This window comes from Streptomyces albiaxialis, from assembly GCF_039530985.1.
Lineage (GTDB): Bacteria > Actinomycetota > Actinomycetes > Streptomycetales > Streptomycetaceae > Streptomyces > Streptomyces albiaxialis.
Map to the genome: position 1 here is coordinate 935,234 of NZ_BAAAPE010000007.1, position 26,283 is coordinate 961,516.

The window sequence follows — 26,283 nt, forward strand, 5'->3', positions numbered from 1 at the left end:
AGTGCTTCCTCACATCACCTGCGCGGGCCGTCCGCAGCTAGCGGATCCTTCGGTCACCGTGCCCTCTGTGCGAGCACGACGACGACCAGCGGTCTTTGGCTTCCCGATGAGAGTACGCGAACGGCCCCTCCGGCGCCAAATCCGCCGAAGGGGCCGCAGAAGCCCGAAGGGGCCGCGTTCGCGACTGCGAGGGTCAGCTCGCGCCGGCGCCCGCGCCGCCGCTCATCATCTTCTCGAAGCTGACCGCGCCGGACGGCTCGGTGACGTTCACGTCGGTGCCGTAGTCCGTGTAGTACACCGTGTTGTCCACGCTGGTGGTGCCCTGCTTGTTCTTGGCGGTCTCCCGCTTCTTGACCAGCAGGTCCTTGTCGTCGATCCAGAGGTCGATCCGCTCCTTGGTGAGCCCCTGCTGCTGGAACTGCTGCTCCAGGGCCTGCAGGTCGGACTCGCTCAGGTCCTTCGACTGCATCCGCGTCAGCTCGCTCAGCTTGACGTCGCCGGTGTAGTGCGTGGCCTTGACCCCGCGCACGGACTCGCTGCCGACCGCCTTGACCTTGCCGGTGGCCATGAGGAGCTGGACCGAGCGCGCCGGGTTGTTGTTCTGGATCTGGTCCTTCATGTACGCGCCGGACGGCCCAGCCTTCTTGGCCAGTACGTCGTAGTCGTACTCGATCCACTTGCCCTGGGCCGCGCCCGCGGCCATCTGGATGTACATCGCGTCCGGGAGGTAGCGGGCCTGCATCGGCTTGTTGCCCGCGCCCATCGCGGCGCCGCCCTGCATGGTGATCTCGGCCTTGCCGGTCATGCCGCCCTCGGACCAGTCGAAGGACCCCTTGTTGGTCGAGTTCATGGCCTGGCCCTGGACCGTCTGCTTCTGGTCGCCGTCGACGCGGGCCGACTTCTGCTGCTCGGTCGTCGTGGACGCCGCCTTGAGCGCGGCGAGGGCGCTCTGGGCCGGCGAGCCCCCGGCCTTGTCGCCGCCGCCCTTCCCGCCCTTGTCGTCGTCGCCGCCGCCGTCGCTGCCACAGGCCGTGAGGCCCGCCATCAGTACGACGCCTGCCGCGGCCGCGACTATTCGAGTCCTGCGCACGGGATCTACCCCCCGGTTGGATACGTATGTCTTTAACCGCACCTTACGTAAGCCCTGAGACGCCTGGGCCGCCGGGAGGGGTTCCCGACCGCCTCCGGCACGGAAAAGGCCGGTGCCCGCCTCCCCGGAGGGAGACGGGCACCGGCCTCACGCTGTGCGCTGCCGCGCGGTCCTGACGGCTCAGACGGCCGCCGGGTCCTCCTCGACGAGGAGGTTGCGGGTGCGGTTGGAGTCGACCGGGATGCCGGGGCCCATCGTGGTGGAGACCGTGGCCTTCTTGATGTAGCGGCCCTTGGCGGCGGACGGCTTCAGACGGTTGACCTCCTCAAGGGCGGCGGCGTAGTTCTCCACGAGCTGCTGCTCGGTGAAGGACGCCTTGCCGATGATGAAGTGCAGGTTCGCGTGCTTGTCGACACGGAACTCGATCTTGCCGCCCTTGATGTCGCTGACGGCCTTGGCGACATCCGGGGTGACGGTGCCGGTCTTCGGGTTCGGCATCAGACCACGCGGACCGAGCACGCGGCCGAGGCGGCCGACCTTGCCCATGAGGTCCGGGGTCGCGACGACGGCGTCGAAGTCGAGACGGCCGCCGGCCACCTCCTCGATGAGCTCGTCGGAGCCGACGATGTCGGCGCCGGCGGCTTCCGCGGCCGCAGCACGGTCACCGGTCGCGAAGACCAGGACCCGGGCGGTCTTACCGGTGCCGTGCGGAAGGTTCACGGTGCCGCGGACCATCTGGTCGGCCTTGCGCGGGTCGACACCCAGGCGCATGGCGATCTCGACGGTCGCGTCGAAGTTCTTCGTGGAGGTGTCCTTGGCGAGACGGACGGCCTCGAGCGGCGCGTACAGACGCGTCCGGTCGACCTTGGCGTCCGCTTCGCGGAGAGTCTTGCTGCGCTTCACTGCTGCTCCTGACGGTGATGGAGTCGTGGTACGGGCCAGCGCTTGGCCCTGCCACGGCGGTACGGGACGGGCTGCCGGGACCGGCAGCCGACCGGGCTTGTCAGCCCTCGACGTCCACGCCCATGGAACGGGCGGTGCCGGCGATGATCTTCTCGGCGGCGTCCATGTCGTTGGCGTTCAGGTCGGGCATCTTCGTGGTGGCGATCTCGCGCACCTGGTCACGGGTGATCTTCGCGACCTTGTTGGTGTGCGGGACGCCCGAGCCCTTCTCGACGCCGGCGGCCTTGAGGATCATCTTGGAGGCCGGGGGCGTCTTGGTGATGAAGGTGAAGGAACGGTCCTCGTAGACCGTGATCTCCACCGGGATCACCCAGCCACGCTGCGACTCGGTCGCGGCGTTGTACGCCTTGCAGAACTCCATGATGTTGACGCCGTGCTGACCCAGCGCCGGACCGACCGGCGGAGCCGGGTTGGCGGCACCGGCCTGGATCTGGAGCTTGATCAGCCCCGCGACCTTCTTCTTCTTGGGAGGCATGTTCTCTCCGGGTCCTGGTGAGAGGTGATTCTTCCTCCGCCCTTCACCCGGGCGGAGGCATACCGCACAACGATAGCCCGTACCGTCGCGCGGATTGAAACCGAGCAGGTCAGACAGTCCCTGGGGGCTGCCTGACCTGGCCGGAAGCTGTGTGCGAAGAGGCTGAGAGGCTCAGTTCTTCTGGATCTGGTCGAAGCTCAGCTCGACCGGGGTCTCGCGGCCGAAGATCTCGACGAGGCCCTTGACCTTCTTCGAGTCGGCGTTGATCTCGTTGATCGTCGCCTGGAGGGTGGCGAAGGGACCGTCGGTGACGGTGACCGAGTCGCCGACCTCGAAGTCGAGCACCTGGACCTCGACCTTGCGGCCGGGCGTACCCGCGGGCTTGCCCTCCTCGTCGGCCGCGGCGGCCTTGGCGGCCTTCTCCTCGGCCTCGGGGGCGAGCATCTTGACGATCTCGTCGAGGGTCAGCGGGTACGGGTCGTACGCGTTGCCGACGAAGCCGGTGACGCCCGGGGTGTTGCGGACGACGCCCCAGGACTCGTTCGTCAGGTCCATGCGCACCAGGACGTAGCCCGGGAGCTTGTTCTGACGGACGGTGCGGCGGTCGCCGTTCTTGATCTGGACGACCTCCTCCTGCGGCACCTCGGCCTGGAAGATGAAGTCCTCGACGTTGAGCGACACGGCGCGCTGTTCGAGGTTGGTCTTCACACGGTTCTCGTAACCCGCGTAGGTGTGGATCACGTACCACTCGCCGGGGAGGAAGCGCAGCTCCTCGCGGAGGGCGGCCACCGGGTCGACCGGCTCCTCTTCCTCCGCCTCCGCTTCGGCTTCCTCGGCGGCCTCCGCCTCTTCCCCGAGAGCTTCGGCGTCCTCGGCGGTCTCCGCGACGGCGTCCGTCTCGACGTGGACCGCGGACTCCTCCGCGGCCTCGCCGGCAGCGGCATCGGCAGCTTCCGCCTGGTCAACGCTGGCGTCCGCAGCCTCGACGATGTCGCGCGCGGTGTCATCGCCCTCTGCGGGCTCGACGGCGTCGTTCAGGTTCGGCTCAGACACGGTGGCTGCTTCTTCCTGGCTTCAAGGGGTCGAACATGCGGAAAGCGCCGCCGGGTGGGCGGCTCCGCTGGAGGTCAGCCGAAGACGTACTTCATTACTTCGGACAACCCATAGTCAATCACGAACACCAAGGCGATGATGATGACGACGAAGACGATCACCACGGTCGTGTACGTCGAGAGCTGGTTGCGCGAAGGCCAGACGACCTTGCGCAGCTCCGCGACGATCTGACGGTAGAAGAGCGCGAGACGGGCCAGGGGCCCCTTCTTCCCGCGCTTGCCGCCCCGTCGGGGCTTCTTGCCTTCCGACGACCCTCCGGGTTCGGGGACCTCGGTGGTATCCGTGATCTCCGTCACTCGTCCTCACCTGATCCGGGTCGTGGCCCTGCGGCGTCCGGCCCGGCCGCACGGCGGTGCATTCAGTGCATTTCGTCAACGTTACGCAAGCACACACCTGGCGACGTGTGTGTAGCAGGGCCGGAGGGACTCGAACCCCCAACCGCTGGTTTTGGAGACCAGTGCTCTACCAATTGAGCTACGACCCTTTGTGTTTCCCTCAACCTACCGCATCCACGCGGCTGCATGGAGTGCGTGCTCCGGGTGACGGCTGAAGGCCAACGACGTGTGAGTGTACGTGCTCGCGGCGCGGGCGTCGAACAGGTACCGCCGCCGTACCCGGCCGACCCCCGTGCCCGGGGTCCGCCAGGTCTGGGAACATGCCTGTATGACCGCTGCGACTCCCCCTGGACAGTCCCCCGCCGAGCGACGCGTATCGGCCCGTGTCGGCGCCATCTCCGAGTCGGCGACGCTCGCCGTCGACGCCAAGGCGAAGGCCCTCAAGGCCGCCGGGCGCCCGGTGATCGGCTTCGGCGCCGGCGAGCCCGACTTCCCCACGCCCGACTACATCGTCGAGGCAGCGGTGGAGGCCGCGCGCGACCCGAAGAACCACCGGTACACCCCGGCGGGCGGACTTCCCGAACTGAAGTCCGCCATCGCCGCGAAGACGCTCCGCGATTCCGGATACGAGATCGAGGCGTCGCAGGTGCTGGTCACCAACGGCGGCAAGCAGGCCATCTACGAGGCGTTCGCCTCGATCCTGGACCCGGGCGACGAGGTCATCGTCCCCGCGCCGTACTGGACCACCTACCCCGAGTCGATCCGCCTCGCGGGCGGCGTCCCCGTCGAGGTCGTCGCGGACGAGTCGACCGGGTACCGGGTCTCCGTCGAGCAGTTGGAGGCCGCCCGCACCCCGAACACGAAGGTGCTGCTCTTCGTCTCGCCGTCCAACCCGACGGGCGCGGTCTACTCCCGCGAGCAGATCGAGGAGATCGGCCGCTGGGCCGCCGGGCACGGCCTGTGGGTGCTGACGGACGAGATCTACGAGCACCTGGTGTACGGCGACGCCGAGTTCCATTCGCTGCCGGTCGTCGTCCCCGAGCTGCGCGACAAGTGCGTCGTCGTCAACGGCGTCGCGAAGACGTACGCGATGACGGGCTGGCGCGTGGGCTGGGTCATCGGCCCGCAGGACGTCATCAAGGCCGCCTCCAACCTCCAGTCGCACGCGACGTCGAACGTCAGCAACGTCTCGCAGCGCGCTGCCCTCGCCGCCGTCTCCGGCGACCTGGAGGCCGTCGCGAAGATGCGCGAGGCGTTCGACCGCCGCCGTCGCACGATCGTGCGGATGCTCAACGAGATCGACGGCGTCGTCTGCCCCGAGCCCGAGGGCGCGTTCTACGCGTACCCGTCGGTGAAGGGCCTGCTCGGCAAGGAGATCCGCGGGAAGCGTCCGCAGACCAGCGTCGAGCTGGCCGCCGTGATCCTGGAGGAGGTCGAGGTCGCGGTCGTCCCGGGCGAGGCCTTCGGCACCCCGGGCTACCTGCGGCTGTCGTACGCGCTGGGTGACGAGGACCTCGTCGAGGGCGTCTCCCGCGTCCAGAAGCTGCTGGCCGAGGCGCGCTGAACCGTCCGGCCGCCGAGCGGTCCCCGGGGCGAGCCCCGGGGACCGCTCGTGTTTTCGGGGGACGGCCCGATCGAGGAACCCGCTACCCCCCGCCCGGCCGCATGCGGCAAGATCTTGGGATGTTGCACGAAAGCGCGAGCGGAAACGGCACGAGACGGGACCTGAGGGCGCTGCCGAAGGCGCATCTGCATCTGCACTTCACCGGCTCGATGCGCCCCGGCACGCTGCTGGAGCTGGCCGACAAGTACGGCGTCCATCTGCCCGAGGCGCTCAAGGGCGGGGAGCCGCCCAGTCTGCGCGCGACGGACGAGCGGGGCTGGTTCCGCTTCCAGCGGCTGTACGACATCGCGCGCTCGTGCCTGCGCGCCCCCGAGGACATCCAGCGGCTGGTGCGCGAGGCCGCCGAGGAGGATGTGCGGGACGGCTCGCGCTGGCTGGAGATCCAGGTCGACCCGACCTCGTACGCGCCCCGGCTGGGCGGTCTGACGCCCGCGCTGGAGATCATCCTGGACGCCGTGGAGAGCGCCTCGCGCGAGACCGGGCTCGGGATGCGCGTGGTGGTCGCGGCGAACCGGATGAAGCACCCGCTGGACGCCCGTACGCTCGCGCGGCTCGCCGTCCGGTTCAAGGACCGGGGCATCGTCGGCTTCGGGCTCTCCAACGACGAGCGGCGCGGTTTCGCACGCGACTTCGACCGGGCCTTCACCATCGCCCGCGAGGGCGGGCTGCTGGCGGCGCCGCACGGGGGCGAGCTGTCGGGCCCGCAGAGCGTGCGGGACTGCCTGGACGACCTGCGGGCGCGCCGCGTGGGCCACGGGGTGCGCGCGGCCGAGGACCCGTGGCTGCTGGCGCGGCTGGCCGAGCAGGGCGTGACCTGCGAGGTGTGCCCGGCGTCGAACGTCGCGCTGGGGGTGTACGAGAAGGCCGAGGACGTGCCGCTGCGCACCCTGTGGAAGGCCGGGGTGCCGATGGCGCTGGGCGCGGACGACCCGCTGCTGTTCGGCTCGCGGCTCGCCGCGCAGTACGAGCTGGTCCGGGACGCGCACGGCTTCTCGGACGACGAACTGGCCGAGCTGGCCCGCCAGTCCGTACGCGGCTCGGAGATGCCGGAGGCGGTACGGGACGGGGTGCTGGCCGAGATCGACGGCTGGCTGGCGGCCTAGGGGAGGAGTCCGCGCAGGAGGGTGCGTACGAGGTCCGTGGCGAACTCCTCCACGGGCTGGGGCGGGGGCATGCCTTCCGATGCGTCGTAGACGAACGCGCGCTGGGAGCAGGCGCCGAGCAGGAGCGTGGCGGCGGACGCGGGGTCGGCGTCGGGGCGCAGGGCGCCGCGGTCGCGCTCGGCGCGCAGATAGCGGGCGAGCGCCTCCAGCGGGACGTGCGGGCCCTGGCCGAGTTCCCGTACGCCCTCGAAGTGGCGTTTCTTGAGGGTGGGTTCGGCGAAGAGCGAGGCCGTGATGGGGAGGCTCTGCTCGTAGAAGCGGACGGCGTGTTCGGCGACGCGCGTGAGGTTGTGCTCCACCCCGAGGTCGCCCGGGTCCTTGCTCAGCTCTTCGAGGAGCGGGTTGAGGCGGGGCAGCCGGTCCTTGAGGACGCGGACGTAGATCTCCTCCTTGCTCCGGTAGTGCTTGTAGAGCGCCGCCTCGGAGCAGCCGGCCTCGCGGGCGATCTCCTTGGTGGTCGTGCGGGCCAGACCGATCGTGCGCAGCAGGTGCTCGGCGGCGTCGATGATCCGTTCGCGGGTGGGCCGCGTTGACTTGGGGGTGGGCATTCACTCACCCTAAGGGTGAGTGAGCACTTACCCACCATCGGAGGTACGGCGTCATGAGGTTCACGGTCTTCGGAGCGACCGGCGGTACGGGGCAGCAGCTCGTGACGCAGGCACTCGACGCGGGACACGAGGTCACAGCGGTCGTACGGAACCCCGCCCGGCTGCCCGTACGGGAGCACGAGCGGCTGGAGGTCGTCGTCGCCGACGTCACCGACGCCGCGGCGCTGCGCCCCGCCGTCCGGGGGCGCGACGCCGTCCTGTCGGCGCTCGGCGCGCCCAGCAACAAGGCCGCGGGGATCGCCTCCCGGGGCACCCGCGAGATCCTGCGCGCGCTCGACGCGGAGGGCGTCCGGCGCTATGTCGCGGTGAGCGCGCCCCCCGCCGGGGAGATCCCGGAGGGCGAGAGCCTGCTGTTCCGGGCGGTGATGTGGCCCCTGGTCAAGCGGATCTTCAAGGACGTCTACGCGGACCTGCGCGTGATGGAGGCCGAGATCCGCGCGAGCGCGACGGACTGGACGATCATGCACCCGCCCCGCCTGACGGACGGTCCGCCGACGGGCTCGTACCGGACGCGGACGGGCGGCGCCGTCCCCCGCAGCCACACCGTCTGCCGCGCGGACGTGGCCCACGCGATGCTCGCCCTGGTCGACGACCCGACGACGTTCAAGCAGGTGGTCGGCGTCGCGGCCTGAACGGCCTCAGCGCGCGGGCGTGAGCCTCACCGGCAGGGTGGCATGACCGTTGGCGATGAACGACGGCACGTGAGCGATCTCCTCGGGAGGTACGGCGAGGGCGAGGCCGGGGAAGCGCGCGAAGAGGGCGGGCAGCGCGGTGCGGGCCTCGATGCGGGCCAGCGGGGCGCCCAGACAGAAGTGGACGCCGTGTCCGAAGGCCAGGTGTTCGGGGTCCTCGCGGCGGATGTCGAACACCGCGGCGTCCGCCCCGTGCCTGAGCGGGTCGCGGCCCGCCGCGCCGAAGGTGGCGAGGATCGGGTCGCCCTTCCGGATGGTGAGGCGGCGGGTTCCCGCTCCGCCGGTCAGCTCGATGTCCTCGATGGCGTAGCGCAGCGGGATGCTGGAGACGCTGGGCGCCCAGCGCAGCGTCTCCTCGATCACGTTCTCCCACGGCACCTCGCCGTTCCGCACCAGCGCGAGCTGGTCGGGGTGGGTGAGCAGCGCGTGCACCGCGTTGCCGATGAGGTTGACGGTGGTCTCGTGCCCCGCGCTCATGAGCAGCAGCAGGGTGGCCTGGAGTTCGGCCTCGGTGAGCCGGTCGCCGTCCTCGTCGCGGGTGGAGACCAGCATGGTGGCCAGGTCGTCGCCGGGGTGCTCGCGCTTGTGCGCGATCAGCCCGTCGAAGGTCGACGCGATGTCCCGCATCGTCCGGTCCGCTTCCTCCGGCGTGGTGGTGGTGTCCATGATCCGCTCGACGAGGTCGGACAGATCCGAGCGCGACTCCTCCGGTATGCCGAAGAGCCCGCAGATGACGAGCATCGGCAGCGGGAAGGCGTACGCGGCGCGCAGGTCGACGGTCTCCCCCGGCGGCACCTCGCCGAGTCCGTCCAGCAGCTTCGCGGTGATGCGCTCGACCTCGCCGCGCATCGCCTCGGTGCGGCGGCCGGTGAAGGCGGGTGCCACAAGCTTGCGCAACCGCCGGTGCTCGACGCCGTACGAGGTGAGCATGTTGACCGGCGCCGTCCAGGGCTGGATCCAACTGTCGTGGTGCTCGCCGCGCTGCCAGGCGGGCCAGTGCTTCCGGGGGTCGCGGGAGACGCGGGGGTCGGCGAGCAGCTTCTTCAACAGGTCGAACTCGCTGACCGTCCAGGCCATGATGCCGCCCGGCAGCTCTACCCGGGTCGCGGGCCCCAGCTCGCGGAGGCGCTCCGCCTCGCCGTTGACGTCGCGTCCCGCGGGGTCGAGGACGAAGGGCTGCTCCATGGCGTGACTCCTGCCTGGTCGGGGGTGATCGGCGTGAAGCCGGCCGGAAGCTCGACGAGCCCCCGGTGGAAGGGCCCGTGGCGCCAGACCAGCTCGTCGTGCGGGACCGTGAGCTGGATGTCCGACAGCCAGGCCGTGAGGCGTTCGATCGCGGTCGTCGCTATGAGCAGCGCGGGGTTCTGCACCGGGCAGGCGTGCGGCCCCGCCGCCCACGCGAGATGCGCGCCACCGCCGGAACCGCCCGCGGCGGCGGACTCGCCGGGGGCCGTACGGCCGTGCTGGGTGCTGGCCGCGGCGTACGAGACGAGGACGAGCTGGCCCGCGCGCAGCCAGGTGCCGTGGAAGAAGATGTCCCGGGTGGGAAAGTGCGGCGACAGGTTGGACATCGGGGAGTCGTTCCGCAGCACGTCGTGCAGGGCGTCGCGGGGCGTGAGGCCACCGCTGGACAGGGTGCTGTAGTAGCGGTCGTCCGAGAGCATCCGGGCGAGCGCGTTGCCGATCAGGTGGGTGGTGGGGTTGTGGCCCGCGGCCATGGTCACCACGATCTCGGAGGCCAGCTCGTCGGGGCTCAGACCGGCCGGGTGGTCCATGAACCAGGAGGCGAGGTCCGCGCCGCGCTTCTCCCGCTTGGCCTCGATCAGCTCCCCGATGTAGGCGGAGAACGCCTCGTTCGCGGCGACGGCCTCCTCCGGCGTCGTGGCGTCCAGCATGCCGCACAGCGCGGTCACCAGCCGGTCGCTGTAGGAGTCGGGCAGGCCGAAGAGGCGGTTGAACACCAGCACCGGCACCTTGCTCGCGTACTCGGCCATCAGATCGGCCTCACCGCGCGAGCTGAAGCGGGAGATCAGCTCCTCGGCGACCTGCCGGGTGTGCTCGCGCAGCTCGTGCGGGGCGATCAGGGAGAAGCTCTCGGTGATCACCTGACGGTAACGCCGGTGCGCTTCCCCGTCGTTGACCAGCGCGTTCGGCCGCCAGCCCATCATGGGCAGGACCGGCGAATCGGGTGGCACGGTCGCCTGCCAGGCCCGGGAGTCCTTGCTCCAGGTCTCCGGGTCGTGCAGCAGTTCCAGCGCCGCGCGGTAGTCGGTGACGAGCATCGCGCCGATCCCGGGGGCGATCTCGACCGGGGCGAGCGGACCGTACTCGCGCAGCCGGTCGTAGACGCTGTACGGGTCGGCGGCGAAGTCCGGCCCGTACAGCGCGACGACCTCGTGGTCCGGCGACGTGGGAACGGGCAGTGGGGCCGCGGCGGAGTGGTCGGGGGCGCGGACAGGGGTACGGGGCGGTCGGGGCGCGGTCACTCGGTCTCCTGGGACGTGTGGGCGAGGACGTGGCCGACGAGGGCGATCAGCGCGTCGACCGACTGGTCGGTGTCGCGGGCGTCGCAGTGCACCAGGGGCGTGTCCGGGTGCAGATCGAGGTGGTCGCGGAGGGTCCCGGTGGCGTGCCGCGGGGAGTCGGGGAAGTGGTTGACGGCCACCGCATAACGCAGCCCCGCCTCCTCGATCATGTCCATCACCTCGAAGGAGTCGGCCAGCCTCCGGGTGTCGGCCAGCACCAGGGCGCCCAGCGCGCCGCGGGCGATGTCCTGCCAGAGGGGCCGGAAGCGCCGCTGGCCGGGGGTGCCGAAGAGGTAGAGGGCCAGATCGCCGGGGAGCGTGCGGCGCCCGAAGTCGATGGCGACCGTGGTGGCCGCCTTCTCCCGGATCCCGGCGAGGTCGTCGACGAGCGCGCCGCTGCGCGTCATGACCTCCTCGGTGTGCAGGGGCCGGATCTCCGACAGCGACCGGATGAAAGTGGTCTTGCCGACACCGAACGGCCCGGCGACGAGCAGCTTCACCAGCGTCTGCCGGTCGTCCTCCAGATAGCCCGAGGGGGCGCCGCTAGGAGGACTTGAGAGTACGGAGTCCATCGAGAACCTTCTCCAGAATCTCGCGTTCGGGGAGGCGGTGCGCGGGTACGGGCGGCCGGGCACGCAGCAGACCGGCCTCGACCAGATCGGCCACCAGGACCTTCACCACGCTGACCGGAAGCCGCAGATGAGCGGCGGCCTCGGCCAGCGACAGGGCCCCGGGGCGCAGCAGTTCCAGCAGCCGCCGCTCTTCCGGACGCAGTCCGTCGGGACCGCCGGGACCGGCGCCCTCGGAAGAGGGGTCGGCGGGGTTGTGCAGCACGGACAGCCGGTCGAGCGTGTCGCGGCCGGGCCGTCCCCGTCCGGAGGCGGCCAGATAGGCCGGGACCAGCCGTCTGCTGCTCCGGCCGGCACTCACGCCGGTGCGTCGTCGCGGGTCGGGCTGTTCATGGCCTTGTCCCCCAGCGTGGCGACCTGCACCTGCATCTGATGGGTGACCACCCGCATGTTCACCTCGGGCGTGGCGAAGACCGTCAGGCAGGTGTTCTCACCGGCGGGGATCGCGAAGACCCACCCTCGGTCGGACTCGATGACCGTCTGGCGCAGCCGTACGTCCTCCTCGCCGCTGAACGCCCGCGACGTGGTGCGCGCCGCCCCCTGGAGGGCCGACATCATCGCCGCCACGCCCTCGGCGGCCTCCCGTTCCAGACCCTCGGAGCGGCCCTCGACGAAGCCGTCGCCGGAGATGACGGCCGCGTGGGCGACATGGGGCAGTTCCATCAGCGGGGCCAGCACCCAGGACATGTCCTCGGAAACCGGGCGACGGGGGGCGGGGGTCATGACGAGGTGTTCCCTTCCTGGTCGATGTCGGGCCCGGAGGTGCTGCCCTCGGTCTCGGCGCGATCCACGGAGGTACCGGCCGCCGCACGGCCGGACTCGGTGCCCCGCTGGAAGTCGCCCCAGCGCTCAGCACTGCGCTCAGCGTCGACGTCCGCGTCGACGTCCGCGTCGGCGTCGGCGCCCGGGTCGGCACCCGTGGCCGGGGCCGGGGCCGTGGCGGCGGCTCCGTCCCCGGACGGGGATGTCCCGGTCCGAGGCTCCGCTGGTTGCGGCCGGCGGCGTCGGCGCCGTGGGAGAGGGGCCTCCGCCGTGGGCACAGAGGTGTCCGGAGTCCCCTCGGCCGCCCCGGACGGAGCCGGGTCCTGAACCGGGTCCTGAAGCGGGTCCTGAACCGGGTCCGGTTCCGGGCCCGGGGGCCGACGGGGCGCGGGGGTGCCGGAGACGGGCGTGGGCGTCATCGCGGACGGCGGGTTCTTCTCCTCGTCGAGCAGGACGAGCAGCGGCTCACCGGGGATGTGCACGATGGCGCGGACGCCGCCGTATGGCGAGGTCTCCACATGGGCGCTGAAGCCGTACTGCCGTGCGAGCTGGCCGACGGCCGCGAACCCGGTCCGTACGGGGTCGCCCAGCTCGGTCAGCAGCGTCTGCTCCTGACCGGACATCAGCCGCCGGGCCCGGAGCAACTCCTCCTCGTGCATACCGACCCCGGCGTCGTCCACGATCACCGTCGCGCCGCGGTTGCCCTGCTGGACGGTGACCGCGACCGGGAGGTCGGGGTGCGAGTGGTGCAGCGCGTTGGCCATCAGCTCGGTCAGCGCGACCGCGACGGGCTCCACGGCCCGCGCCACCACGCCCACCGGGTCACGCAGGCGGCTGGTGACCTGGATGCGCTCGTAGCCCTGGAGGCGGGAGGTGGCGCCGACGACGATGTCGGCGACATGCGAATCCTGGCGGGTCAGCCCGGGCCATGCCCCGCACATCACGGCGGTGGCCTGTACGCGGCGCAGCGCCTGCTCGTTGAGGAAGTCCGCGGCGAGCAGATCCTGGACCAGCCGGGGGTCGTCGTGACGTTCCTGCATCTCCTGGAAGAGGGTCTGCAACTGGTAGAGCAGCGACTGGATGGTCGTGGCGGTGCCGCGCATCGCGGCCTGCGCCGCGGCGTCGACGCGCAGCCGCTCCTTGTCGAGCAGGTCGCCCGCGGTGTCCAGTACGGCACCCAGCGCCTGGTCGAGCGTGCTCCCGGCGATCTGCGGCTCGGCCGGTCCCCGTACGGACATGTGGGGGTGGGTGAGCGCCAGCGCCAGATCGGGCAGGCGTGCGGCGGCCAGGTGCCGGATCTCGGCTTCGGGGACCGGGACGTACGCGGCCATCTCGTCGCGGTTCCGGGTGACGTTCCCGAGTTCGGTCCGTGCCGCCTCGGCCTGGGCTCTCAGACCGCGCAGTTCTCCATGGGTACGGACCAGACGGAGCGCCATTCCTAAGGCGGCGGCCGTCCCCACGGAGAGGAGCACGACGAGAGCCACCGGTATCTCGGTCATCTCAGTCCTTGATCGGCTGGAATTCTGACTACGGCTTCCCCACCGGGCGCCGTGCCGTGCGGCTCCCGTGCGGAGGCCGTACCCGGCGCACGCCAGAACCCCGCTCTCGCACACGAGTTGACCCGCTCGACGCCCCCGGCATCTCCTGCCACAGGAACATCACCATGTTGCCGCAGTCACCGCCGCCGCACACCCTCATCCGGGGAGTCCGGGCACCTTCCGTGGATCCCGCGGAGGGCATCCGTCCGGCTTGTCCGTGTTCCGAGAGATCCGGACGCCGGTCTAGAGCGCGCAGCCCACCGTCACCGGTTCGTTGACCAGAGTCACGCCGAAAGCCTCGTGGACGCCGTCGCGGACCTCGCGGGCGAGGGCGAGGAGGTCGGCGGTGGTGGCCGCACCGCGGTTCGTGAGGGCGAGGGTGTGCTTGGTCGAGATACGGGCCGGGCCCTCCCCGTACCCCTTGGCGAAGCCCGCGCGGTCGATCAGCCAGGCGGCGGAGGTCTTGGTGCGGCCCTCCCCCGCCGCGAAGGCGGGCGGGGCCACATCGGCCCCGAGGCGCTCGTGGACGCGCGCGGTGAAGGCCGCGAAGTCCGCGTCGTCCAGGATCGGGTTGGTGAAGAAGGACCCGGCCGACCAGGTGTCGTGGTCCTCCGGGTCGAGGACCATGCCCTTCCCGGCGCGCAGCTTGAGGACCGTCTCGCGCGCGGTGGCGGCGGGCACGCGCTCGCCGACCTCAACGCCGAGGAGACGCGCGGTCTCGGCGTACCGCAGCGGCGCCGACAGGCCGTCCGCGTCCTCCAGTTCGAACCGGACGCGCAGCACGACATAGCGCGAGGGGTCGGCCTTGAAGCGGCTGTGGCGGTACGAGAAGCCGCAGTCGGCGTTGTCGAGCGTGACGGTCTCGCCGCTCCGGCGGTCGTACGCGACGACCTCGGTGAGGGTGGCGGAGACCTCCTGGCCGTACGCGCCGACGTTCTGCACCGGCGTCGCGCCCGCGGAGCCGGGGATTCCGGCGAGGCACTCGATGCCCGCGAGGCCCGCCTCGACGGTACGGGCGACGGCCTCCGACCAGTTCTCCCCCGCGGCCAGCTCCAGCCGGGTGCCGTCCAGCGCGAAGCCGCGGGTGGCGATGCGGACGACGGTGCCCTCGAAGCCTTCGTCGGCGATCACGAGGTTGCTGCCGCCGGCGAGGAGCAGCAGCGGCGTGCCGCTCTCGTCGGCCTCGCGGACCGCCCGCACCACCTCGTCGTCGGTGGTGGCGGTGACCAGGCGCGCGGCGGGGCCGCCGAGCCGAAAGGTGGTGAGCGGGGCGAGGGGGACGCCGAGTTCTGCGTGAAATTCCTGCACGGGCACAAGCGTACGGGCCCGTACGCGCGGCACGTACGGGCCCGGTGGGGCGGCGGCCCCGGTGTTCAGACGCCGACGGGTGTGCGGGCGTCCGGGCCGGACGGCGCGGTTCCGGTGCCGCCCTCCTCGGTCCCGGCCCCGGTCCCGGTCCCGGTCCCGGCCCCGGTCTCGGCGTCGGCGTCGGCGTCGGCGTCGTGCGGCGTCGCGGCGGAGGCGCCGACGCGGCGCGGGATCAGGAAGGCCGCGAGCGCGCCCACGGCGACCCCCGCCGCTCCGGCCCAGACGGCGGGCCGCAGCCCGTCGACGAACGCCTGCGGCGTCTCGTAGCCGCCCCGGGACGCGAAGACCGCCGAGAGGACGGCCACGCCGAGCGCGCCGCCCAGCTCGCGCACCGCGTTGTTCGCGCCGGAGGCGATCCCCTGTTCGGAGGGGCGCACGCTGGACATCACGACGTTCGCGGCGGGCGCGAAGTACAGCGCCATGCCGATGCCTCCGACGACGAAGGCGGGCAGGTACGGGCCGTAGGAGAAGTCGGCGGAGAGCAGCGCCGCGATCCAGCCGAGGCTGACCGCCTGGAGCGCGAGCCCGGCGGCGACGACGGGTCCGCCGCCGATCCGGTCGGAGAGGATGCCCGCGAGCGGCGCGACGATCAGGGACATGCCGGTCCAGGGCAGCATCCGTATCCCGGCCTCGGTGGGCGAGTAGCCGCCGACGCCCTGGAGGAACTGGCTCAGCAGGAAGATCGAGCCGAACATCCCGACGAACATCAGCAGGCTCGCCCCGTTGACGGCGCTGAACGCGCGGCTGCGGAAGAGCCGCATCGGCAGCATCGGGTGCTTCGCGCGCGTCTCGTACGCCACGAAGCCCAGCAGCAGTACGGAGCCGCCGATGAGGGAGGTGAGGACGGTGCCGCTGGTCCAGCCGTCGGGGTTGCCGCGGACCAGGCCGTAGACAATGCCGAAGAGCGAGGCGCTGGCCAGTGCCGTGCCGGGCAGGTCGAGCCTGCTGCCCGCGTTGCGGCTCTCGTCGAGGCGCAGCAGGACGAGCGGGATGACGATCACGCCGATCGGGACGTTCAGCCAGAAGATCCAGTGCCAGGAGATGTGTTCGGTCAGCGCGCCGCCGACCAGGGGGCCGGTGGCGACGGCTATGCCCTGCACGGCGCCCCAGACGCCGAGCGCGGCGCCGCGCCGGGCCGCGGGCACGGCCGCGGTCAGCAGGGTCAGGCTCAGCGGCATGAGGATCGCGGCGCCCACGCCCTGCACGGCACGGGCCGCGACCAGCCCGTCGATGCCGTCCGAGAGCGCGGCGGCGGCCGAGGCGGCGGTGAAGATGCCGAGCCCGAGCGCGAAGATCCGCCGGCGCCCGAACCGGTCGCCGAGCGCCGCGCCGGTCATCAGCAGGACGGCGAACGTGAGCGTGTACGCGCTCACCGTCCACTCCAGGTCCTCCAGGCCGCCGCCCAGGTCCTCGCGGATGTTGGGCAGCGCGGTGGTGACGACGAGGTTGTCGAGCGCGCCCATGAAGCTGGCGACGCTGGTGATGACGAGGGCCCAGACGGCTGTGCCGCGCCGGGCGGTGGATTGCTGGGTCATGACCTTCCCCTGATTTAGTAATTGACCACTAACTTTCGCGGGCGAAAAATCACCCCGCAGCGCGGGCCGACCGGCCGGGAGCGGGCTCGAAGCCGCCCCCGCCCCGGGGCTACGCGTCGGGGTTCGAACTGTCGCGGCCCGGGGCCTCGGGCCGCTCCGGCGTCCCGGGCCGCTCCGGACTCCCGGACCGCTCCGGGGCCATCGGCATCAGATTGAAGCAGCCCCACACCCGGTGGTCGGCCGAGAAGCCGAGCGAGGCGAGGACGTTGATGAGCATGCCGTAGGCGAAGAACTCGGCCGTCTCACCCTCGTCGGCACCGAGCGCCAGATGCGCGCTGTCCCACAGCTCCACCCACTTCCTGCGGACGGCCTCGCCGACCTCGTGGTCACCCTCGGCCTCCGCCGAGGCGACCGCGACATAGACCTGCATCTGGAGCAGCAGCTTCTCGGGGTCGGACAGCAGGTTCTTGTACGCCTCCGCCATCGCCATGTGCGCCTCGTCCGCGGACTTGCCGCGCACGGCCTCGGCCATGGCGCGCTGGATCTCCTCCATGCAGCGCGTCGCCGCCGCGAGGAAGAGCTCCTGCTTGTTCTTGAACAGCCGGAAGAGATAGGGCTGCGAGACGCCCACGCGCCGGGCGATCGCCTCGGTGGAGGTGCCCTTGTATCCCCCGCGGGCGAACTCCGTGATCGCCGCGCGGATGACGCTCTCGCGCCGCTCCTCTGCGCTCATCCTGACCATGTGGCTAAGTTATTGGCCAATCACTAACTCTGTCAAGGCGGGAACGCGTAAGGGGCGCCCCGCAATGGAGGGCGCCCCTTACAGCGGACTCGGTGTCCCGCGTCTCAGGCCAGACGGACGACCGCCCGGGACATGCCCAGGACCTTCTGGCCGGCGCTGGTCGCTGTCAGGTCCACGCGGACCGTGCGCTCGTCGTCGTCCAGCTTGGCGGCGACCTTGGCGGAGACCTCGATGGCCGCCCCCTGGTCGTCGTCCGGGACGACGACGGGCTTGGTGAACCGCACCCCGTACTCCACGACGGAGCCCGGATCCCCCGCCCAGTCGGTCACGACCCGGATCGCCTCGGCCATGGTGAACATGCCGTGCGCGATGACGTCCGGGAGGCCGACCTCCTTGGCGAACCGTTCGTTCCAGTGAATGGGGTTGAAGTCCCCCGACGCGCCCGCGTAGCGCACGAGCGCCGCGCGGTCCACGGGGAAGGTGCCGGACGGGAGTTCGGTGCCGACCTCGACGTCCGCGTAAGCGACCTTGGCTGCCATCTGCGTCACTCCTCTTCCGCCGCGCGGACGACCAGCTTGGTGTGCGCGGTCACCACGAGTTCCCCGTGCGCGTCGTGCACGTCACCGCGCACGTCCAGGATGTCGTTCCCGGCGAGGGATTTGATCGACTCGATGGTGGAGGTCACGGAGAGCAGATCGCCCGCGCGGACCGGGCGCGCGTACGCGAACTTCTGGTCGCCGTGCACCATACGGCTGTAGTCGAGGCCGAGCTGCGGGTCCCGGACCACCCGGGCGGCCTCACCGAAAGTGATCGTGAACACGAAAGTCGGCGGGGCGATCACATCGGGATGGCCGAGGGCCTTCGCCGCGTCCAGATCGAGATATGCGGGATTGGTGTCCCCGATGGCTTCCGCGAATTCACGGATCTTCTCCCTCCCGACCTCGTAGGGGCGGGTGGGCGGATAGGTCCGCCCGGTGAAGGACTGGTCGAGCGCCATCGACGGCACCTCCTGCGGAAGCGGTAGCGGGCTGGAAGCCGGATACGAAGGGTGCCGCACGGAACCAGAGCCGCGCTCGACCCGTGACCCGGCGGTGCCCAAACAGCATGAGGCCGACCCCGGCTCACGGGGGCGGCCTCATGGCAGAGATGACGTCAGCGCGTCTCGCGGTGCACGGTGTGCCTGTTGTCGCGCGGGCAGAACTTCTTCATCTCAAGCCTGTCCGGGTTGTTGCGCCGGTTCTTCTTCGTGATGTAGTTCCGCTCCTTGCACTCCACGCAGGCCAGCGTGATCTTCGGGCGGACGTCTGTGGCAGCCACGTGAGTGCTCCTTGACGAACGGATGGGCTTTAACGCAGAAAGAGTAGCCGATCGGAGGACCGACCCCACAACCGGCTACTGTCGGTGAAGTAGCGGTGACCGGACTTGAACCGGTGACACAGCGATTATGAGCCGCTTGCTCTACCGACTGAGCTACACCGCCACGATGCGGCGACCTCCGCCAGGTGACGAAAGATCTCTCACATCAGAGCCCCAAAACGGAATCGAACCGTTGACCTTCTCCTTACCATGGAGACGCTCTGCCGACTGAGCTATTGGGGCGAGCGGTGAAGACATTACACGCCTGGCCGCCAAAGGTGAAATCCGTATTGGCGGCGCCCGCGCTCCCCTGGCGGCACGCACCCCAACGGGCTCTCGCACCACACCAGTACGACTATTCGCCTCCTCCCCGACCGTACACAGCGCTCCCCCTACGCTCGTCACACTCGACGCGAGCGTGGGAGCCCGATGACCGACAGTGAGCCTCAGGAGCCGGGGAAGCGCGCGCGGGATTCCCGTGGTCCCACGGCGCCGCGCTCCCTCGTGCTGTGCGGAGCCCGGCTCGCCGACGGCCGCACGGTGGACGTCCGGCTCGTCGGCGACCGTATCGAGGCCGTCGGCACCGCGGGAAGCCTCGCGGCGCCGCACGATCCGGACGTCCAGCGTGCCGCCCCCGGCGCCGCGGGCGGGTCGCGGGTGGACCTCTCCGGCTATCTGCTGCTCCCCGCGCCCGCCGAGCCGCACGCGCACTACGACACGGCGCTGACCGCGGACCCCGCGGCCCCCGGCCGGCCCCCGTGCCCGTCCTCCGAGGACGTGCAGCGCCGTACGACGGAGGCCGCGCTCCTCCAACTCGGCCAGGGCGCCACCGCGTTGCGCACCCATGTGCACATCGGGGCCGTCGCGGGGCTGCGGGCGCTGGAGGCCGTCCTCCAGGCGCGCCGTTCGCTGCGCGGCCTCGTGGACCTCACGACCGTCGCCGTGCCCCGGCTGCTCACCGGCGCCGCGGGGGCCGAGGAGCTGGCCATGCTGCGGGACGCGGTCAAGATGGGCGCGACCGCCGTCGGCGGCTGCCCCGACCTGGACCCGGACCCGGGCGGCTACGCGGAGGCCGTCCTCGCGGTCGCCGCCGAGCACGGCTGCGCCGTCGACCTGCACACCGACGGGAACGACCCCGCGCGCCTCGCCCGGCTCGCCGCCGCGGCGGGCGGGCTGCGGCCCGCCGTCACCCTCGGACCCTGCTCCGGGCTCGCCCGGCTGCCGCACCAGGTCGCGCTGCGCACCGCCGACCAGCTCGCCGCCGCCGGGGTCACGGTCGTCAGCCTGCCGCAGGGCAACTGCGGCGTCCTGGAACGCCCTTCACCGGGCACGCCCTCGCGCGTCGCGCCCGTACGGCTGCTGGCCGCCGCCGGGGTCTCGGTCGCGGCCGGCTCCGGCGCGCTGCGGGACGCGTCGAACCCGGTGGGCAGGGGCGATCCGCTGGAGGCCGCGTATCTTCTCGCCTCCCACGGCGAGGCCCGCCCGGAGGCCGCCTACGGCGCCGTCAGCGCCCGTGCGCGCGCCGCCATGGGCCTGCCCGAGGTCCGGGTCGAGGCGGGCTTCCCCGCCGAACTCCTCGCCGTACGGGGCACGGAGGTCGCGGGGGCGCTCTCGCTGGCGTACAGCCGGATCGTGGTGCACCGGGGGCGGGTCGTCGCGCGGACGAGCGCGGTGCGCGAGTTCTGCGACACGACCGCGCCGCCCGCCGATCTCGGGCTGCCACGCCAGTCACAGGGGTGACAGCGCCGCCGGGCGCCCGACGGGGCGTACGGTCGGGAGCATGCGCACAGTCATCGCTGGTGGACACGGTCAGATCGCGTTGCGGCTGGAGCGGTTGCTCGCCGGACGCGGGGACGGGGCGGCGGGCATCATCCGGCGCCCGGAACAGGCGAGCGACCTACTCGCCGCGGGAGCCGAACCCGTCGTCTGCGACCTCGAATCGGCCTCGGTCGACGAGGTCGCCCGGCATCTGGAGGGGGCCGACGCGGCCGTCTTCGCAGCGGGCGCGGGGCCGGGCAGCGGCACCGCCCGCAAGGAGACCGTCGACCGCGACGCGGCCGTGCTCCTCGCCGACGCCGCCGAACAGGCCGGGGTACGCCGCTTCCTCATCGTCTCCTCCATGGGCGCGAACGCCGGGCTGGAGGGGACGCCGGACGGCATGGACCCGGTCTTCGCCTCGTACCTGCGCGCGAAGGGCGCCGCCGACGACGCCGTACGGGCGCGGACCGCGCTCGACTGGACGGTCCTGCGCCCGGGACGGCTCACCGACGACCACGGCACCGGGCGGGTCCGCCTGGCGGCCGAGACGGGTCGCGCGGACGTCACGCGGGACGACGTCGCGGCCGTCCTGGTCGCGCTCCTCGACGAGCCGCGCACGGCGGGCCTGACGCTGGAGCTGGTGGGCGGGGAGACCCCGATTCCGGAGGCGGTCGCGTCGGTGGCCGGCTGACCCGCACCGGCGCCGGGCCCGCGCCCCGCGCCCGGACATGACCGTGCCCCCGCCCCGGCTCGCTCCGGGGGCGGGGGCACGGCCGTACCGGCCGGGGGCTATCCGGCCGTCACAGGTTCCACGGCTTGTCGTCGGGGGCGATGCGCCACAGGCGGTCGGAGCTCGGGTACGCGGTCTCCAGGTGGAGCGTGTCCCAGGACCCGTCGTTGTACCGGTCCAGGGCCATGGCCAGCTTGTCGTCGGTCTTGGGCGTCCACATCCACCAGCCGGTGTTGTTCCCGCCGCTCCTCTCCGGGTGCCCGACCCACTTCTGCAGGTCCGAGCCGTCGCACTTCTTGATGACGATCCTGGCGCCCCGCTTCGGCGTGGCCGACGCGGGCTGCAGGCACTTGTCCGACGCGGCGTTGCGGAACACCCGCGTCGAGGTCCGCGTGCCGCTGTCCCAGCCTGGCCCCTCCACCCGCCACGACTCCGAGCGGTACTTCCACCCGGGAGAACGCAGCGAGATCGCGTTCGCCCCCTCGGCAGCGCTGTCACTGAGCGTGGCCAGGCGGCTGCCGTCCATCTTGTTGATCACGTCACGGTCGGCGGGCGCGGCTGAAGCAGTCGTGCTCCCCGCCACACCCGCCGTGACGAGGGCGGCGGCAGTGGCGGCGAGCAGATAACCGCGGCGTCGAGACATGTCAGGAATCCCCTCTGTGGAACGCCGCGCGAAGAGCGCGGTGGACACAATGAATCTTGAAGTGAACTCGCATAAGGGGACAATGAGTTGGAATCGGGTTCACTCCAAGGAGTTGCCGCATCTCCGGCGCCGGGCTTGACCTGCCCCCGCTGTGGAAGTCGCCAGGGCGCGCGCCCGCGGGAGGCGGGGGTCAGTCGAGGCGGGGGAGGAGCCGCCGGGCCTGGGCGAGGATCGTCGTGACGAGGTCGGCGGCCGGTGCGCCGTCGGCGACGAGGCCCGCGGACTGGCCCGCGTACAGCGCCAGCGCCTCCAGGTCGCCCGTCATCCCCGCAAGGGGAACCGTGTCCTCGTAGCGCCGGTGCGTCCCGCCCGCCTCGTCCGCGGCCACCACGCCGCCCTCGTCGGGACGGCCGGGCGCCGCCGGGCTGCCCGCCTCCTCCCACGCGGCCATCGTGGAGTTGCGCAGGGCTCGGTGGGGCGCGTCGGGCCAGCCCCCGTCGAAGCAGCGGGTGTACGCGGCGTCGTCCGGCGCGGCGGCACGCACCGCGTCGCGGTACGTGGGGTGGCTCGCGGCCTCGTGCGCGGTCAGGAACCGGGTGCCCATCCAGGCGCCCTGCGCGCCCAGGGCCAGGGCGGCGGCCAGCCCCCGGCCGTCGGCGATCCCGCCCGCGGCGAGCACCGGAACCGGGGCGACCCGGTCCACCACCGCCGGGACGAGCGCCATGGTCGAGGTCCGGCCCCGTACGTGCCCGCCGGCCTCCCACCCTTGGGCGACAACGGCGTCGACGCCCGCCTCCACCGCCGCCCCGGCCTCCGCGACCGATCCCACGGTGTGCAGGTGGACGGTGCCGGAACCGCGCACCCGTGCGCGTACGCCGGTGGGATCGCCCCAGAACGTGGACAGGACGGGCACCCGCTCGGCCAGGCAGACCTCCAGCAACTCCTCGACGGGAAAGTCGAGGACGAGGTTCACCGCGAAGGGTCTGTCGGTCAGTTCGCGCACCCTGCGGATGGCCTCGCGAGCGGCGGCCGGGGGCGTCCAGGTGAGGGCGAGCGACCCGAGACCCCCGGCGCCGGAGACCGCGGCGGCCAGCTCCGGCGTGGCCGCGGAACCGATCGGGGCCTGGAAGACGGGATGCCGTATGCCGAGCGTCGCGCACAAGGGAGTGGTCAGGCCGGTCAGGTCGGTCATGGAGTCTCCAAGGGGCGGTCGGAGGTTTCGGAGCAGTCGCGCCCGCGGCTCAGCGGCCGCCTTCCTCGCGCCGTGCGGTCCGGCGCTGCCCGGCGCGGTGGGCGAGGGCATCGAGGACGCGTTGCCATGCCGGGGACGCCTCGGAGATCCGGGAGACGACCAGCTTCACGTATTCCGGGGGCCGGCCGCCGTCCCGTTCCCGCGCGGTCTCCCACGCGTCCAGGTCCTCGATGAGCCGGTCCAGGCGAGGATCGTGCGGGTCCCAGTCGAACGACTGGTCGCAGGCGAGATACAGGCGCGCCGTCGCGGGATCGTCGAGTTCGGCGTTCTTCTCCCGTACCCGTCCCGGCATCAGGTGCGGGTCCAGCGCCCGCATCAGGATCCACGCGTCGCGCTCCAGCCGTACCCGCCGTTCACTGATCCCGAGCGCGCGCATCCGGTCCAGGACGGCGACCACCTCGGGCGGCAGCGCGAGCCGCTCGCCGCCTGCGAGTTGGGTGATCCGGCGGCGGTTCTCGGCGAGCTGGTCCATCTTGCGCCGCAGCTCGTCGTCGATACCGGCGATCGCCGCGTCGAACTCGGCGGGCCGCGCGTGCAGCAGCGCGTCGATACGGCTGAGCGGCACCCCGGCGTCCGCGAGGGTCCTGATACGGATGAGGTCCACCGCCGCCTGCGCGCCGTAGCGGCGATAGCCGGAGGCGTCACGCTCGGGCTCGGGAAGCAGACCGACGTGGTGGTAGTGGCGAACGGTGCGCACGGTCACGCCCGCCGTCGTCGCGAGCTGGCCGATCGTGAGCACCGTCCTCCTCCTGTGGTGTGTGTCATTCCGGTCGTGGCGAGTCTGAGGTCTTTCGTTCGGACACGGGGCCGGGCTCGCGGGGCGGCGCCCCGCCCCCGGCCCTCCGCCGCCCGGTTGTCGAGGACGACCGATCAGTGGTCGTTCTCCCAAAAAGCGCTGCTCTGGGGGCCCTTGGCCCAGAACCCGAAGGCGACGCCGTTGTTCTCATCCAGATCGTACTTCGCGCCATCCGAGGCGCGATGCGTCTTGCACGTGCCGGCGCCCGTCGAGACCGACATGCCGTACGAGTCGCCGGCGTGGCCGTCCTCGGCGACCGCAAGCTCGGCGGAATACCCGTCCTTCTTCGTGTCGCACAGCTTGACGATGTCGCCGTGCTCCTTGACGTACACGCGCACGCCGGACGAGCCGGGGGTATTGGGGCCGAAGATGTGGTCCCAGCCGGCCGCCGAGGGCGCCGCGGAGGCGCTGCCCGCGGTCATCGCCAGGGCGGCGGAGGCCAGTGCGGTCGCACCGACGAGTATGCGGCCGATTCGGAACTTCACAGGATTACTCCTTGCGTCAGGGGAAAATGCGGACGTGTTGGTGCGGTGCACCGCTGGGTGGAAATTCACTCGCGCATGGAATGCGTTCGGACAGATCCCGCCTGCCACTACAGGCACCTCTTGAGCGAAAGACCGGCCTAGAGTCGGTCCGCCCGGTGGACGACGTCGCGGACCGCCTGGACCACGGCATCGGGCCTCTCGAAGCAGAGCCGGTGGTGGCTGGTGTCGGCGATGACGCGCTGCTCGCCGTACGAGACCGAGTCCACCAGGGCCGCGTCCATCCGCTTCCTGGCCTCCCGCATCTCCCGCGCCGTCCTCTCCGAGGTCAACGCCTGCTCGCCGGGGTCGGCGCCCACCACGGTGAGGGCGACCACGGGGACGTCGGGAAGCCCCGGCCCGCACCGCAGCTCGGCGGCGAGTGCGGCCAGACCGGAACGCTCGGCGACACCGGCGTCGGTCCACTCGTCGCTCACGTGGGCCTCGGTCAGCGCCCGCCGCACGGGCTCGGGGTAGTCCGCGAACATCTCCGCGAACATCTCACGCAGGGCCGGGCGCATCTGAGCCATCTGCTCCCTGCCGGGCGCCATCCGCTCGACCGCGTCCAGGCTCGCCGAGGGCGGCATGAAGGAGTCCCAGTCGCGGTGGAAGACGTCCAGGCACACCATCCCGGCCACCTCTTGCGGGAAGAGCTGCGCAAAGCGGTGCGCGTACAGGCCGCCGAGGGAGTGCGCCGCGAGGACGTACGGGCCCGGGACGTCCAGGGCCCGCAGCAGCTCCCGCAGCTCGGTGGCGATGACGGCGGCAGGCCGGGGCAGCGGCAGCGGATCGCTGTAGCCGGTGCCGCCGCGGTCGTACACGACGGTGGTGGTGAACCGCGAAACCTGCTGCTGTACGCCGAGGTAGTCCAGCCCGACCGCGCTCGCGCCCGGCACGAACACGACGGCCGGCCCGCCGCTGCCCATCTGGTGCGCGAACACGCGGCGCCCGTCCACCTCCTGAAGACCCCCGACCGGCGGCGCGAACCGAACCGGGGAAGTGCTCTCGTTCGTCATGCGCCCAGCCTCCAACCCTGACGCAGGGGCAGGGTCAAACTCCGCCGGCCACGAACCAAGCCGCCCTGGCGGCGCTCGGTGACGTGCTGCCCTCCCAGGAGGATTCAGGGAGCGTCAGGGCGTGCCGCGCCTGGCGTGTGAATCGGTAGCAGGGCTGGCTACTGTTCGGGGCATGTCTGAAACTCCCGGCCAGCTTTCCCCGGGCGTCGACGCCATATCCCGCCCACAGCCCTCTGTTGTGGTGCCGGGCCTGCGGTACATCGCCGACTGGCTCACCCCCGGCGCCTGCCAGGCCCTGCTCTCGGACATCGACGCCGCGGCGTGGTCGGCGCGGTTGAAGCGGCGGGTGCAGCACTACGGCCACCGCTACGACTACGGCCGCCGCAGCGTGGCAGGCCACCAGCAGGAAGCCGCGCCGCCGCTCCCGGAATGGGCCCGCCGGACGGCCGCCCGCCTCGTGCGTGAGGGCCGGATGGACCGAGAGGCGGAGCAGGTGATCGTCAATGAGTACCAGCCGGGCCAGGGGATCAGCGCCCACGTCGACTGCCTGCCCTGCTTCGGTCCGGTCATCGCCGCGATCTCACTGGTCTCCGGCTGCCTCATGGACTTCACCCATCCCGAGGACGGCGCGAAGCTGGCAGTGCCGCTCGCACCCGGCAGCCTGCTGGTCATGAGCGGGCCGGCCCGCTACACCTGGCGCCATGCCATCGCCGCACGCAAGAGTGATCCCGGAACCACCGGCCGTATCCCACGCGGCCGACGTGTGTCGGTGACCTTCCGAACCCTGCTGCATCCCGACCAGTAGCTCCACCGAACCAGCACCAGATCATCCGCCCGTACGCCCGTACGCCCGACAGGGGCGAACGTCGCTGATGCGGCACGGCGAAGCCCCGATCGGGGAGCATCCGGTCGTTGGTCCGGAGGTTCAGCCGGACAGGGGGAGCAAACACCTCCGCGACTCTCCGGGCCGTAGCCGTGGCCGTAGGTGCGCTGGATCCAGCACGCCGGCACCCCCTCGTGAGCAGGGTGCGACGATCTTTCTCTTTCCG

29 protein-coding genes and 3 tRNA genes are annotated in these 26,283 nt (G+C 71.6%); 6 read left to right on the forward strand and 26 right to left on the reverse strand.

Features of this window, described 5'->3' with window-relative positions; translation table 11 throughout:
- Positions 1–193 precede the first annotated feature (193 nt).
- From ABD343_RS15320 to ABD343_RS15345, 6 genes are all read right to left on the reverse strand, one after another.
- Entirely contained in the window at positions 194–1,090 is an 897-nt protein-coding gene (locus tag ABD343_RS15320; protein WP_344528189.1) for an SCO4651 family lipoprotein, read from the reverse strand.
- 180 nt (positions 1,091–1,270) lie between these two features.
- The gene (rplA, locus tag ABD343_RS15325) at positions 1,271–1,993 is read right to left on the reverse strand and encodes a 50S ribosomal protein L1 (protein WP_344528191.1); all 723 of its coding nucleotides are present in this window, start codon (positions 1,991–1,993) and stop codon (positions 1,271–1,273) included.
- Between the two features lie 100 nt (positions 1,994–2,093).
- A complete protein-coding gene (rplK, locus tag ABD343_RS15330; RefSeq protein ID WP_344528193.1) occupies positions 2,094–2,528 on the reverse strand; it encodes a 50S ribosomal protein L11 in 435 nt (144 codons plus the stop codon).
- Positions 2,529–2,699: 171 nt separating this feature from the next.
- Complete coding sequence (gene nusG / locus ABD343_RS15335) at positions 2,700–3,581, reverse strand: transcription termination/antitermination protein NusG (RefSeq protein WP_344528195.1); 882 nt, start codon at positions 3,579–3,581, stop codon at positions 2,700–2,702.
- Between the two features lie 74 nt (positions 3,582–3,655).
- Positions 3,656–3,937, reverse strand: coding sequence for a preprotein translocase subunit SecE (gene secE, locus ABD343_RS15340; protein ID WP_344528197.1), 282 nt, complete (start codon positions 3,935–3,937; stop codon positions 3,656–3,658).
- 115 nt (positions 3,938–4,052) lie between these two features.
- A tRNA-Trp gene (locus ABD343_RS15345) sits at positions 4,053–4,125 on the reverse strand.
- A gap of 179 nt (positions 4,126–4,304) precedes the next feature.
- Here ABD343_RS15345 and ABD343_RS15350 point away from each other — a divergent pair.
- Positions 4,305–5,540, forward strand: a complete 1,236-nt coding sequence (locus tag ABD343_RS15350; protein WP_344528199.1) for a pyridoxal phosphate-dependent aminotransferase — start codon at positions 4,305–4,307, stop codon at positions 5,538–5,540.
- Between the two features lie 119 nt (positions 5,541–5,659).
- Complete coding sequence (locus ABD343_RS15355; protein ID WP_344528201.1) at positions 5,660–6,703, forward strand: adenosine deaminase; 1,044 nt, start codon at positions 5,660–5,662, stop codon at positions 6,701–6,703.
- On the opposite strand, the gene ABD343_RS15360 is transcribed toward ABD343_RS15355, so the two are convergent.
- Positions 6,700–7,311, reverse strand: a complete 612-nt coding sequence (locus ABD343_RS15360; RefSeq protein WP_344528203.1) for a TetR/AcrR family transcriptional regulator — start codon at positions 7,309–7,311, stop codon at positions 6,700–6,702. The genes ABD343_RS15355 and ABD343_RS15360 overlap by 4 nt on opposite strands.
- A gap of 53 nt (positions 7,312–7,364) precedes the next feature.
- Between ABD343_RS15360 and ABD343_RS15365 the strand changes: the two genes are divergently transcribed.
- Positions 7,365–8,003, forward strand: coding sequence for an NAD(P)-dependent oxidoreductase (locus ABD343_RS15365; protein ID WP_344528205.1), 639 nt, complete (start codon positions 7,365–7,367; stop codon positions 8,001–8,003).
- Positions 8,004–8,009: 6 nt separating this feature from the next.
- On the opposite strand, the gene ABD343_RS15370 is transcribed toward ABD343_RS15365, so the two are convergent.
- The 14 genes from ABD343_RS15370 to ABD343_RS15435 form a co-directional block, all read right to left on the reverse strand.
- Entirely contained in the window at positions 8,010–9,248 is a 1,239-nt protein-coding gene (locus ABD343_RS15370; RefSeq protein ID WP_344528207.1) for a cytochrome P450 family protein, read from the reverse strand.
- On the reverse strand, positions 9,158–10,549 hold the full coding sequence (locus ABD343_RS15375; protein WP_425578183.1) for a cytochrome P450 family protein: 1,392 nt from the start codon (positions 10,547–10,549) through the stop codon (positions 9,158–9,160). The genes ABD343_RS15370 and ABD343_RS15375 overlap by 91 nt, the downstream gene beginning before the upstream one ends.
- A complete protein-coding gene (locus ABD343_RS15380; RefSeq protein WP_344528209.1) occupies positions 10,546–11,160 on the reverse strand; it encodes a GTP-binding protein in 615 nt (204 codons plus the stop codon). The genes ABD343_RS15375 and ABD343_RS15380 overlap by 4 nt, the downstream gene beginning before the upstream one ends.
- Positions 11,132–11,518 carry a DUF742 domain-containing protein gene (locus ABD343_RS15385; protein WP_344528211.1) on the reverse strand — a complete coding sequence of 129 codons (387 nt, stop codon included), beginning with the start codon at positions 11,516–11,518 and terminating at the stop codon, positions 11,132–11,134. Before ABD343_RS15385 ends, ABD343_RS15380 begins: the two co-directional genes overlap by 29 nt.
- Positions 11,515–11,940: a roadblock/LC7 domain-containing protein gene (locus tag ABD343_RS15390; protein ID WP_344528213.1), complete on the reverse strand. Its 426-nt coding sequence runs from the start codon at positions 11,938–11,940 to the stop codon at positions 11,515–11,517. The genes ABD343_RS15385 and ABD343_RS15390 overlap by 4 nt, the downstream gene beginning before the upstream one ends.
- Positions 11,937–13,478: an ATP-binding protein gene (locus ABD343_RS15395; protein WP_344528215.1), complete on the reverse strand. Its 1,542-nt coding sequence runs from the start codon at positions 13,476–13,478 to the stop codon at positions 11,937–11,939. Before ABD343_RS15395 ends, ABD343_RS15390 begins: the two co-directional genes overlap by 4 nt.
- A 282-nt stretch (positions 13,479–13,760) precedes the next feature.
- A complete protein-coding gene (locus tag ABD343_RS15400; RefSeq protein ID WP_344528217.1) occupies positions 13,761–14,825 on the reverse strand; it encodes a UDP-N-acetylmuramate dehydrogenase in 1,065 nt (354 codons plus the stop codon).
- Positions 14,826–14,890: 65 nt separating this feature from the next.
- On the reverse strand, positions 14,891–16,420 hold the full coding sequence (locus tag ABD343_RS15405; protein WP_344528219.1) for an MFS transporter: 1,530 nt from the start codon (positions 16,418–16,420) through the stop codon (positions 14,891–14,893).
- A gap of 109 nt (positions 16,421–16,529) precedes the next feature.
- The gene (locus ABD343_RS15410) at positions 16,530–17,162 is read right to left on the reverse strand and encodes a TetR/AcrR family transcriptional regulator (protein ID WP_344528221.1); all 633 of its coding nucleotides are present in this window, start codon (positions 17,160–17,162) and stop codon (positions 16,530–16,532) included.
- 104 nt (positions 17,163–17,266) lie between these two features.
- Positions 17,267–17,701, reverse strand: a complete 435-nt coding sequence (locus ABD343_RS15415) for a MaoC family dehydratase (RefSeq protein WP_344528223.1) — start codon at positions 17,699–17,701, stop codon at positions 17,267–17,269.
- 5 nt (positions 17,702–17,706) lie between these two features.
- Positions 17,707–18,159 (reverse strand): FAS1-like dehydratase domain-containing protein, encoded by a 453-nt coding sequence (locus ABD343_RS15420; RefSeq protein WP_344528225.1) that lies wholly within the window; start codon positions 18,157–18,159, stop codon positions 17,707–17,709.
- Positions 18,160–18,314: 155 nt separating this feature from the next.
- On the reverse strand, positions 18,315–18,479 hold the full coding sequence (gene rpmG, locus ABD343_RS15425; RefSeq protein ID WP_019354206.1) for a 50S ribosomal protein L33: 165 nt from the start codon (positions 18,477–18,479) through the stop codon (positions 18,315–18,317).
- A 90-nt stretch (positions 18,480–18,569) separates the two neighbouring features.
- A tRNA-Met gene (locus ABD343_RS15430) sits at positions 18,570–18,642 on the reverse strand.
- A gap of 46 nt (positions 18,643–18,688) precedes the next feature.
- Positions 18,689–18,761, reverse strand: a tRNA-Thr gene (locus ABD343_RS15435).
- Positions 18,762–18,947: 186 nt separating this feature from the next.
- Between ABD343_RS15435 and ABD343_RS15440 the strand changes: the two genes are divergently transcribed.
- On the forward strand, positions 18,948–20,258 hold the full coding sequence (locus tag ABD343_RS15440; RefSeq protein ID WP_344528228.1) for an amidohydrolase family protein: 1,311 nt from the start codon (positions 18,948–18,950) through the stop codon (positions 20,256–20,258).
- A gap of 40 nt (positions 20,259–20,298) precedes the next feature.
- Positions 20,299–20,967 (forward strand): NAD(P)H-binding protein, encoded by a 669-nt coding sequence (locus tag ABD343_RS15445; protein ID WP_344528230.1) that lies wholly within the window; start codon positions 20,299–20,301, stop codon positions 20,965–20,967.
- Positions 20,968–21,076: 109 nt separating this feature from the next.
- Here the strand turns inward: ABD343_RS15445 and ABD343_RS15450 are convergent, their stop codons facing one another.
- From ABD343_RS15450 to ABD343_RS15470, 5 genes are all read right to left on the reverse strand, one after another.
- Positions 21,077–21,649 carry an RICIN domain-containing protein gene (locus ABD343_RS15450; RefSeq protein WP_344528232.1) on the reverse strand — a complete coding sequence of 191 codons (573 nt, stop codon included), beginning with the start codon at positions 21,647–21,649 and terminating at the stop codon, positions 21,077–21,079.
- Positions 21,650–21,839: 190 nt separating this feature from the next.
- Positions 21,840–22,841, reverse strand: coding sequence for an NAD(P)H-dependent flavin oxidoreductase (locus ABD343_RS15455; protein WP_344528234.1), 1,002 nt, complete (start codon positions 22,839–22,841; stop codon positions 21,840–21,842).
- A 49-nt stretch (positions 22,842–22,890) separates the two neighbouring features.
- Entirely contained in the window at positions 22,891–23,640 is a 750-nt protein-coding gene (locus tag ABD343_RS15460) for a MerR family transcriptional regulator (RefSeq protein WP_344528236.1), read from the reverse strand.
- A 131-nt stretch (positions 23,641–23,771) separates the two neighbouring features.
- On the reverse strand, positions 23,772–24,182 hold the full coding sequence (locus ABD343_RS15465; protein ID WP_344528238.1) for a hypothetical protein: 411 nt from the start codon (positions 24,180–24,182) through the stop codon (positions 23,772–23,774).
- A 137-nt stretch (positions 24,183–24,319) separates the two neighbouring features.
- Positions 24,320–25,234 (reverse strand): alpha/beta fold hydrolase, encoded by a 915-nt coding sequence (locus ABD343_RS15470; RefSeq protein ID WP_344528240.1) that lies wholly within the window; start codon positions 25,232–25,234, stop codon positions 24,320–24,322.
- Positions 25,235–25,406: 172 nt separating this feature from the next.
- On the opposite strand from ABD343_RS15470, the gene ABD343_RS15475 reads away from it, so the two are divergent.
- The gene (locus tag ABD343_RS15475) at positions 25,407–26,039 is read left to right on the forward strand and encodes an alpha-ketoglutarate-dependent dioxygenase AlkB (RefSeq protein WP_344528242.1); all 633 of its coding nucleotides are present in this window, start codon (positions 25,407–25,409) and stop codon (positions 26,037–26,039) included.
- The last annotated feature ends 244 nt before the right edge of the window (positions 26,040–26,283 follow it).

Excerpts from the sequence above, each read along its gene's own strand:
- ABD343_RS15450 (WP_344528232.1), bottom strand. The coding sequence starts at position 21,649 with ATGTCTCGACGCCGCGGTTATCTGCTCGCCGCCACTGCCGCCGCCCTC.
- ABD343_RS15470 (WP_344528240.1), bottom strand. The coding sequence starts at position 25,234 with ATGACGAACGAGAGCACTTCCCCGGTTCGGTTCGCGCCGCCGGTCGGG.
- ABD343_RS15475 (WP_344528242.1), top strand. The coding sequence starts at position 25,407 with ATGTCTGAAACTCCCGGCCAGCTTTCCCCGGGCGTCGACGCCATATCC.
- rplK (WP_344528193.1), bottom strand. The coding sequence starts at position 2,528 with ATGCCTCCCAAGAAGAAGAAGGTCGCGGGGCTGATCAAGCTCCAGATC.
- ABD343_RS15350 (WP_344528199.1), top strand. The coding sequence starts at position 4,305 with ATGACCGCTGCGACTCCCCCTGGACAGTCCCCCGCCGAGCGACGCGTA.
- ABD343_RS15365 (WP_344528205.1), top strand. The coding sequence starts at position 7,365 with ATGAGGTTCACGGTCTTCGGAGCGACCGGCGGTACGGGGCAGCAGCTC.
- ABD343_RS15360 (WP_344528203.1), bottom strand. The coding sequence starts at position 7,311 with ATGCCCACCCCCAAGTCAACGCGGCCCACCCGCGAACGGATCATCGAC.
- ABD343_RS15355 (WP_344528201.1), top strand. The coding sequence starts at position 5,660 with ATGTTGCACGAAAGCGCGAGCGGAAACGGCACGAGACGGGACCTGAGG.
- ABD343_RS15455 (WP_344528234.1), bottom strand. The coding sequence starts at position 22,841 with ATGACCGACCTGACCGGCCTGACCACTCCCTTGTGCGCGACGCTCGGC.
- ABD343_RS15445 (WP_344528230.1), top strand. The coding sequence starts at position 20,299 with ATGCGCACAGTCATCGCTGGTGGACACGGTCAGATCGCGTTGCGGCTG.
- ABD343_RS15370 (WP_344528207.1), bottom strand. The coding sequence starts at position 9,248 with ATGGAGCAGCCCTTCGTCCTCGACCCCGCGGGACGCGACGTCAACGGC.
- ABD343_RS15405 (WP_344528219.1), bottom strand. The coding sequence starts at position 16,420 with ATGACCCAGCAATCCACCGCCCGGCGCGGCACAGCCGTCTGGGCCCTC.
- ABD343_RS15390 (WP_344528213.1), bottom strand. The coding sequence starts at position 11,940 with ATGACCCCCGCCCCCCGTCGCCCGGTTTCCGAGGACATGTCCTGGGTG.
- ABD343_RS15415 (WP_344528223.1), bottom strand. The coding sequence starts at position 17,701 with ATGGCAGCCAAGGTCGCTTACGCGGACGTCGAGGTCGGCACCGAACTC.
- ABD343_RS15420 (WP_344528225.1), bottom strand. The coding sequence starts at position 18,159 with ATGGCGCTCGACCAGTCCTTCACCGGGCGGACCTATCCGCCCACCCGC.
- ABD343_RS15395 (WP_344528215.1), bottom strand. The coding sequence starts at position 13,478 with ATGACCGAGATACCGGTGGCTCTCGTCGTGCTCCTCTCCGTGGGGACG.
- ABD343_RS15410 (WP_344528221.1), bottom strand. The coding sequence starts at position 17,162 with ATGGTCAGGATGAGCGCAGAGGAGCGGCGCGAGAGCGTCATCCGCGCG.
- ABD343_RS15380 (WP_344528209.1), bottom strand. The coding sequence starts at position 11,160 with ATGGACTCCGTACTCTCAAGTCCTCCTAGCGGCGCCCCCTCGGGCTAT.
- ABD343_RS15440 (WP_344528228.1), top strand. The coding sequence starts at position 18,948 with ATGACCGACAGTGAGCCTCAGGAGCCGGGGAAGCGCGCGCGGGATTCC.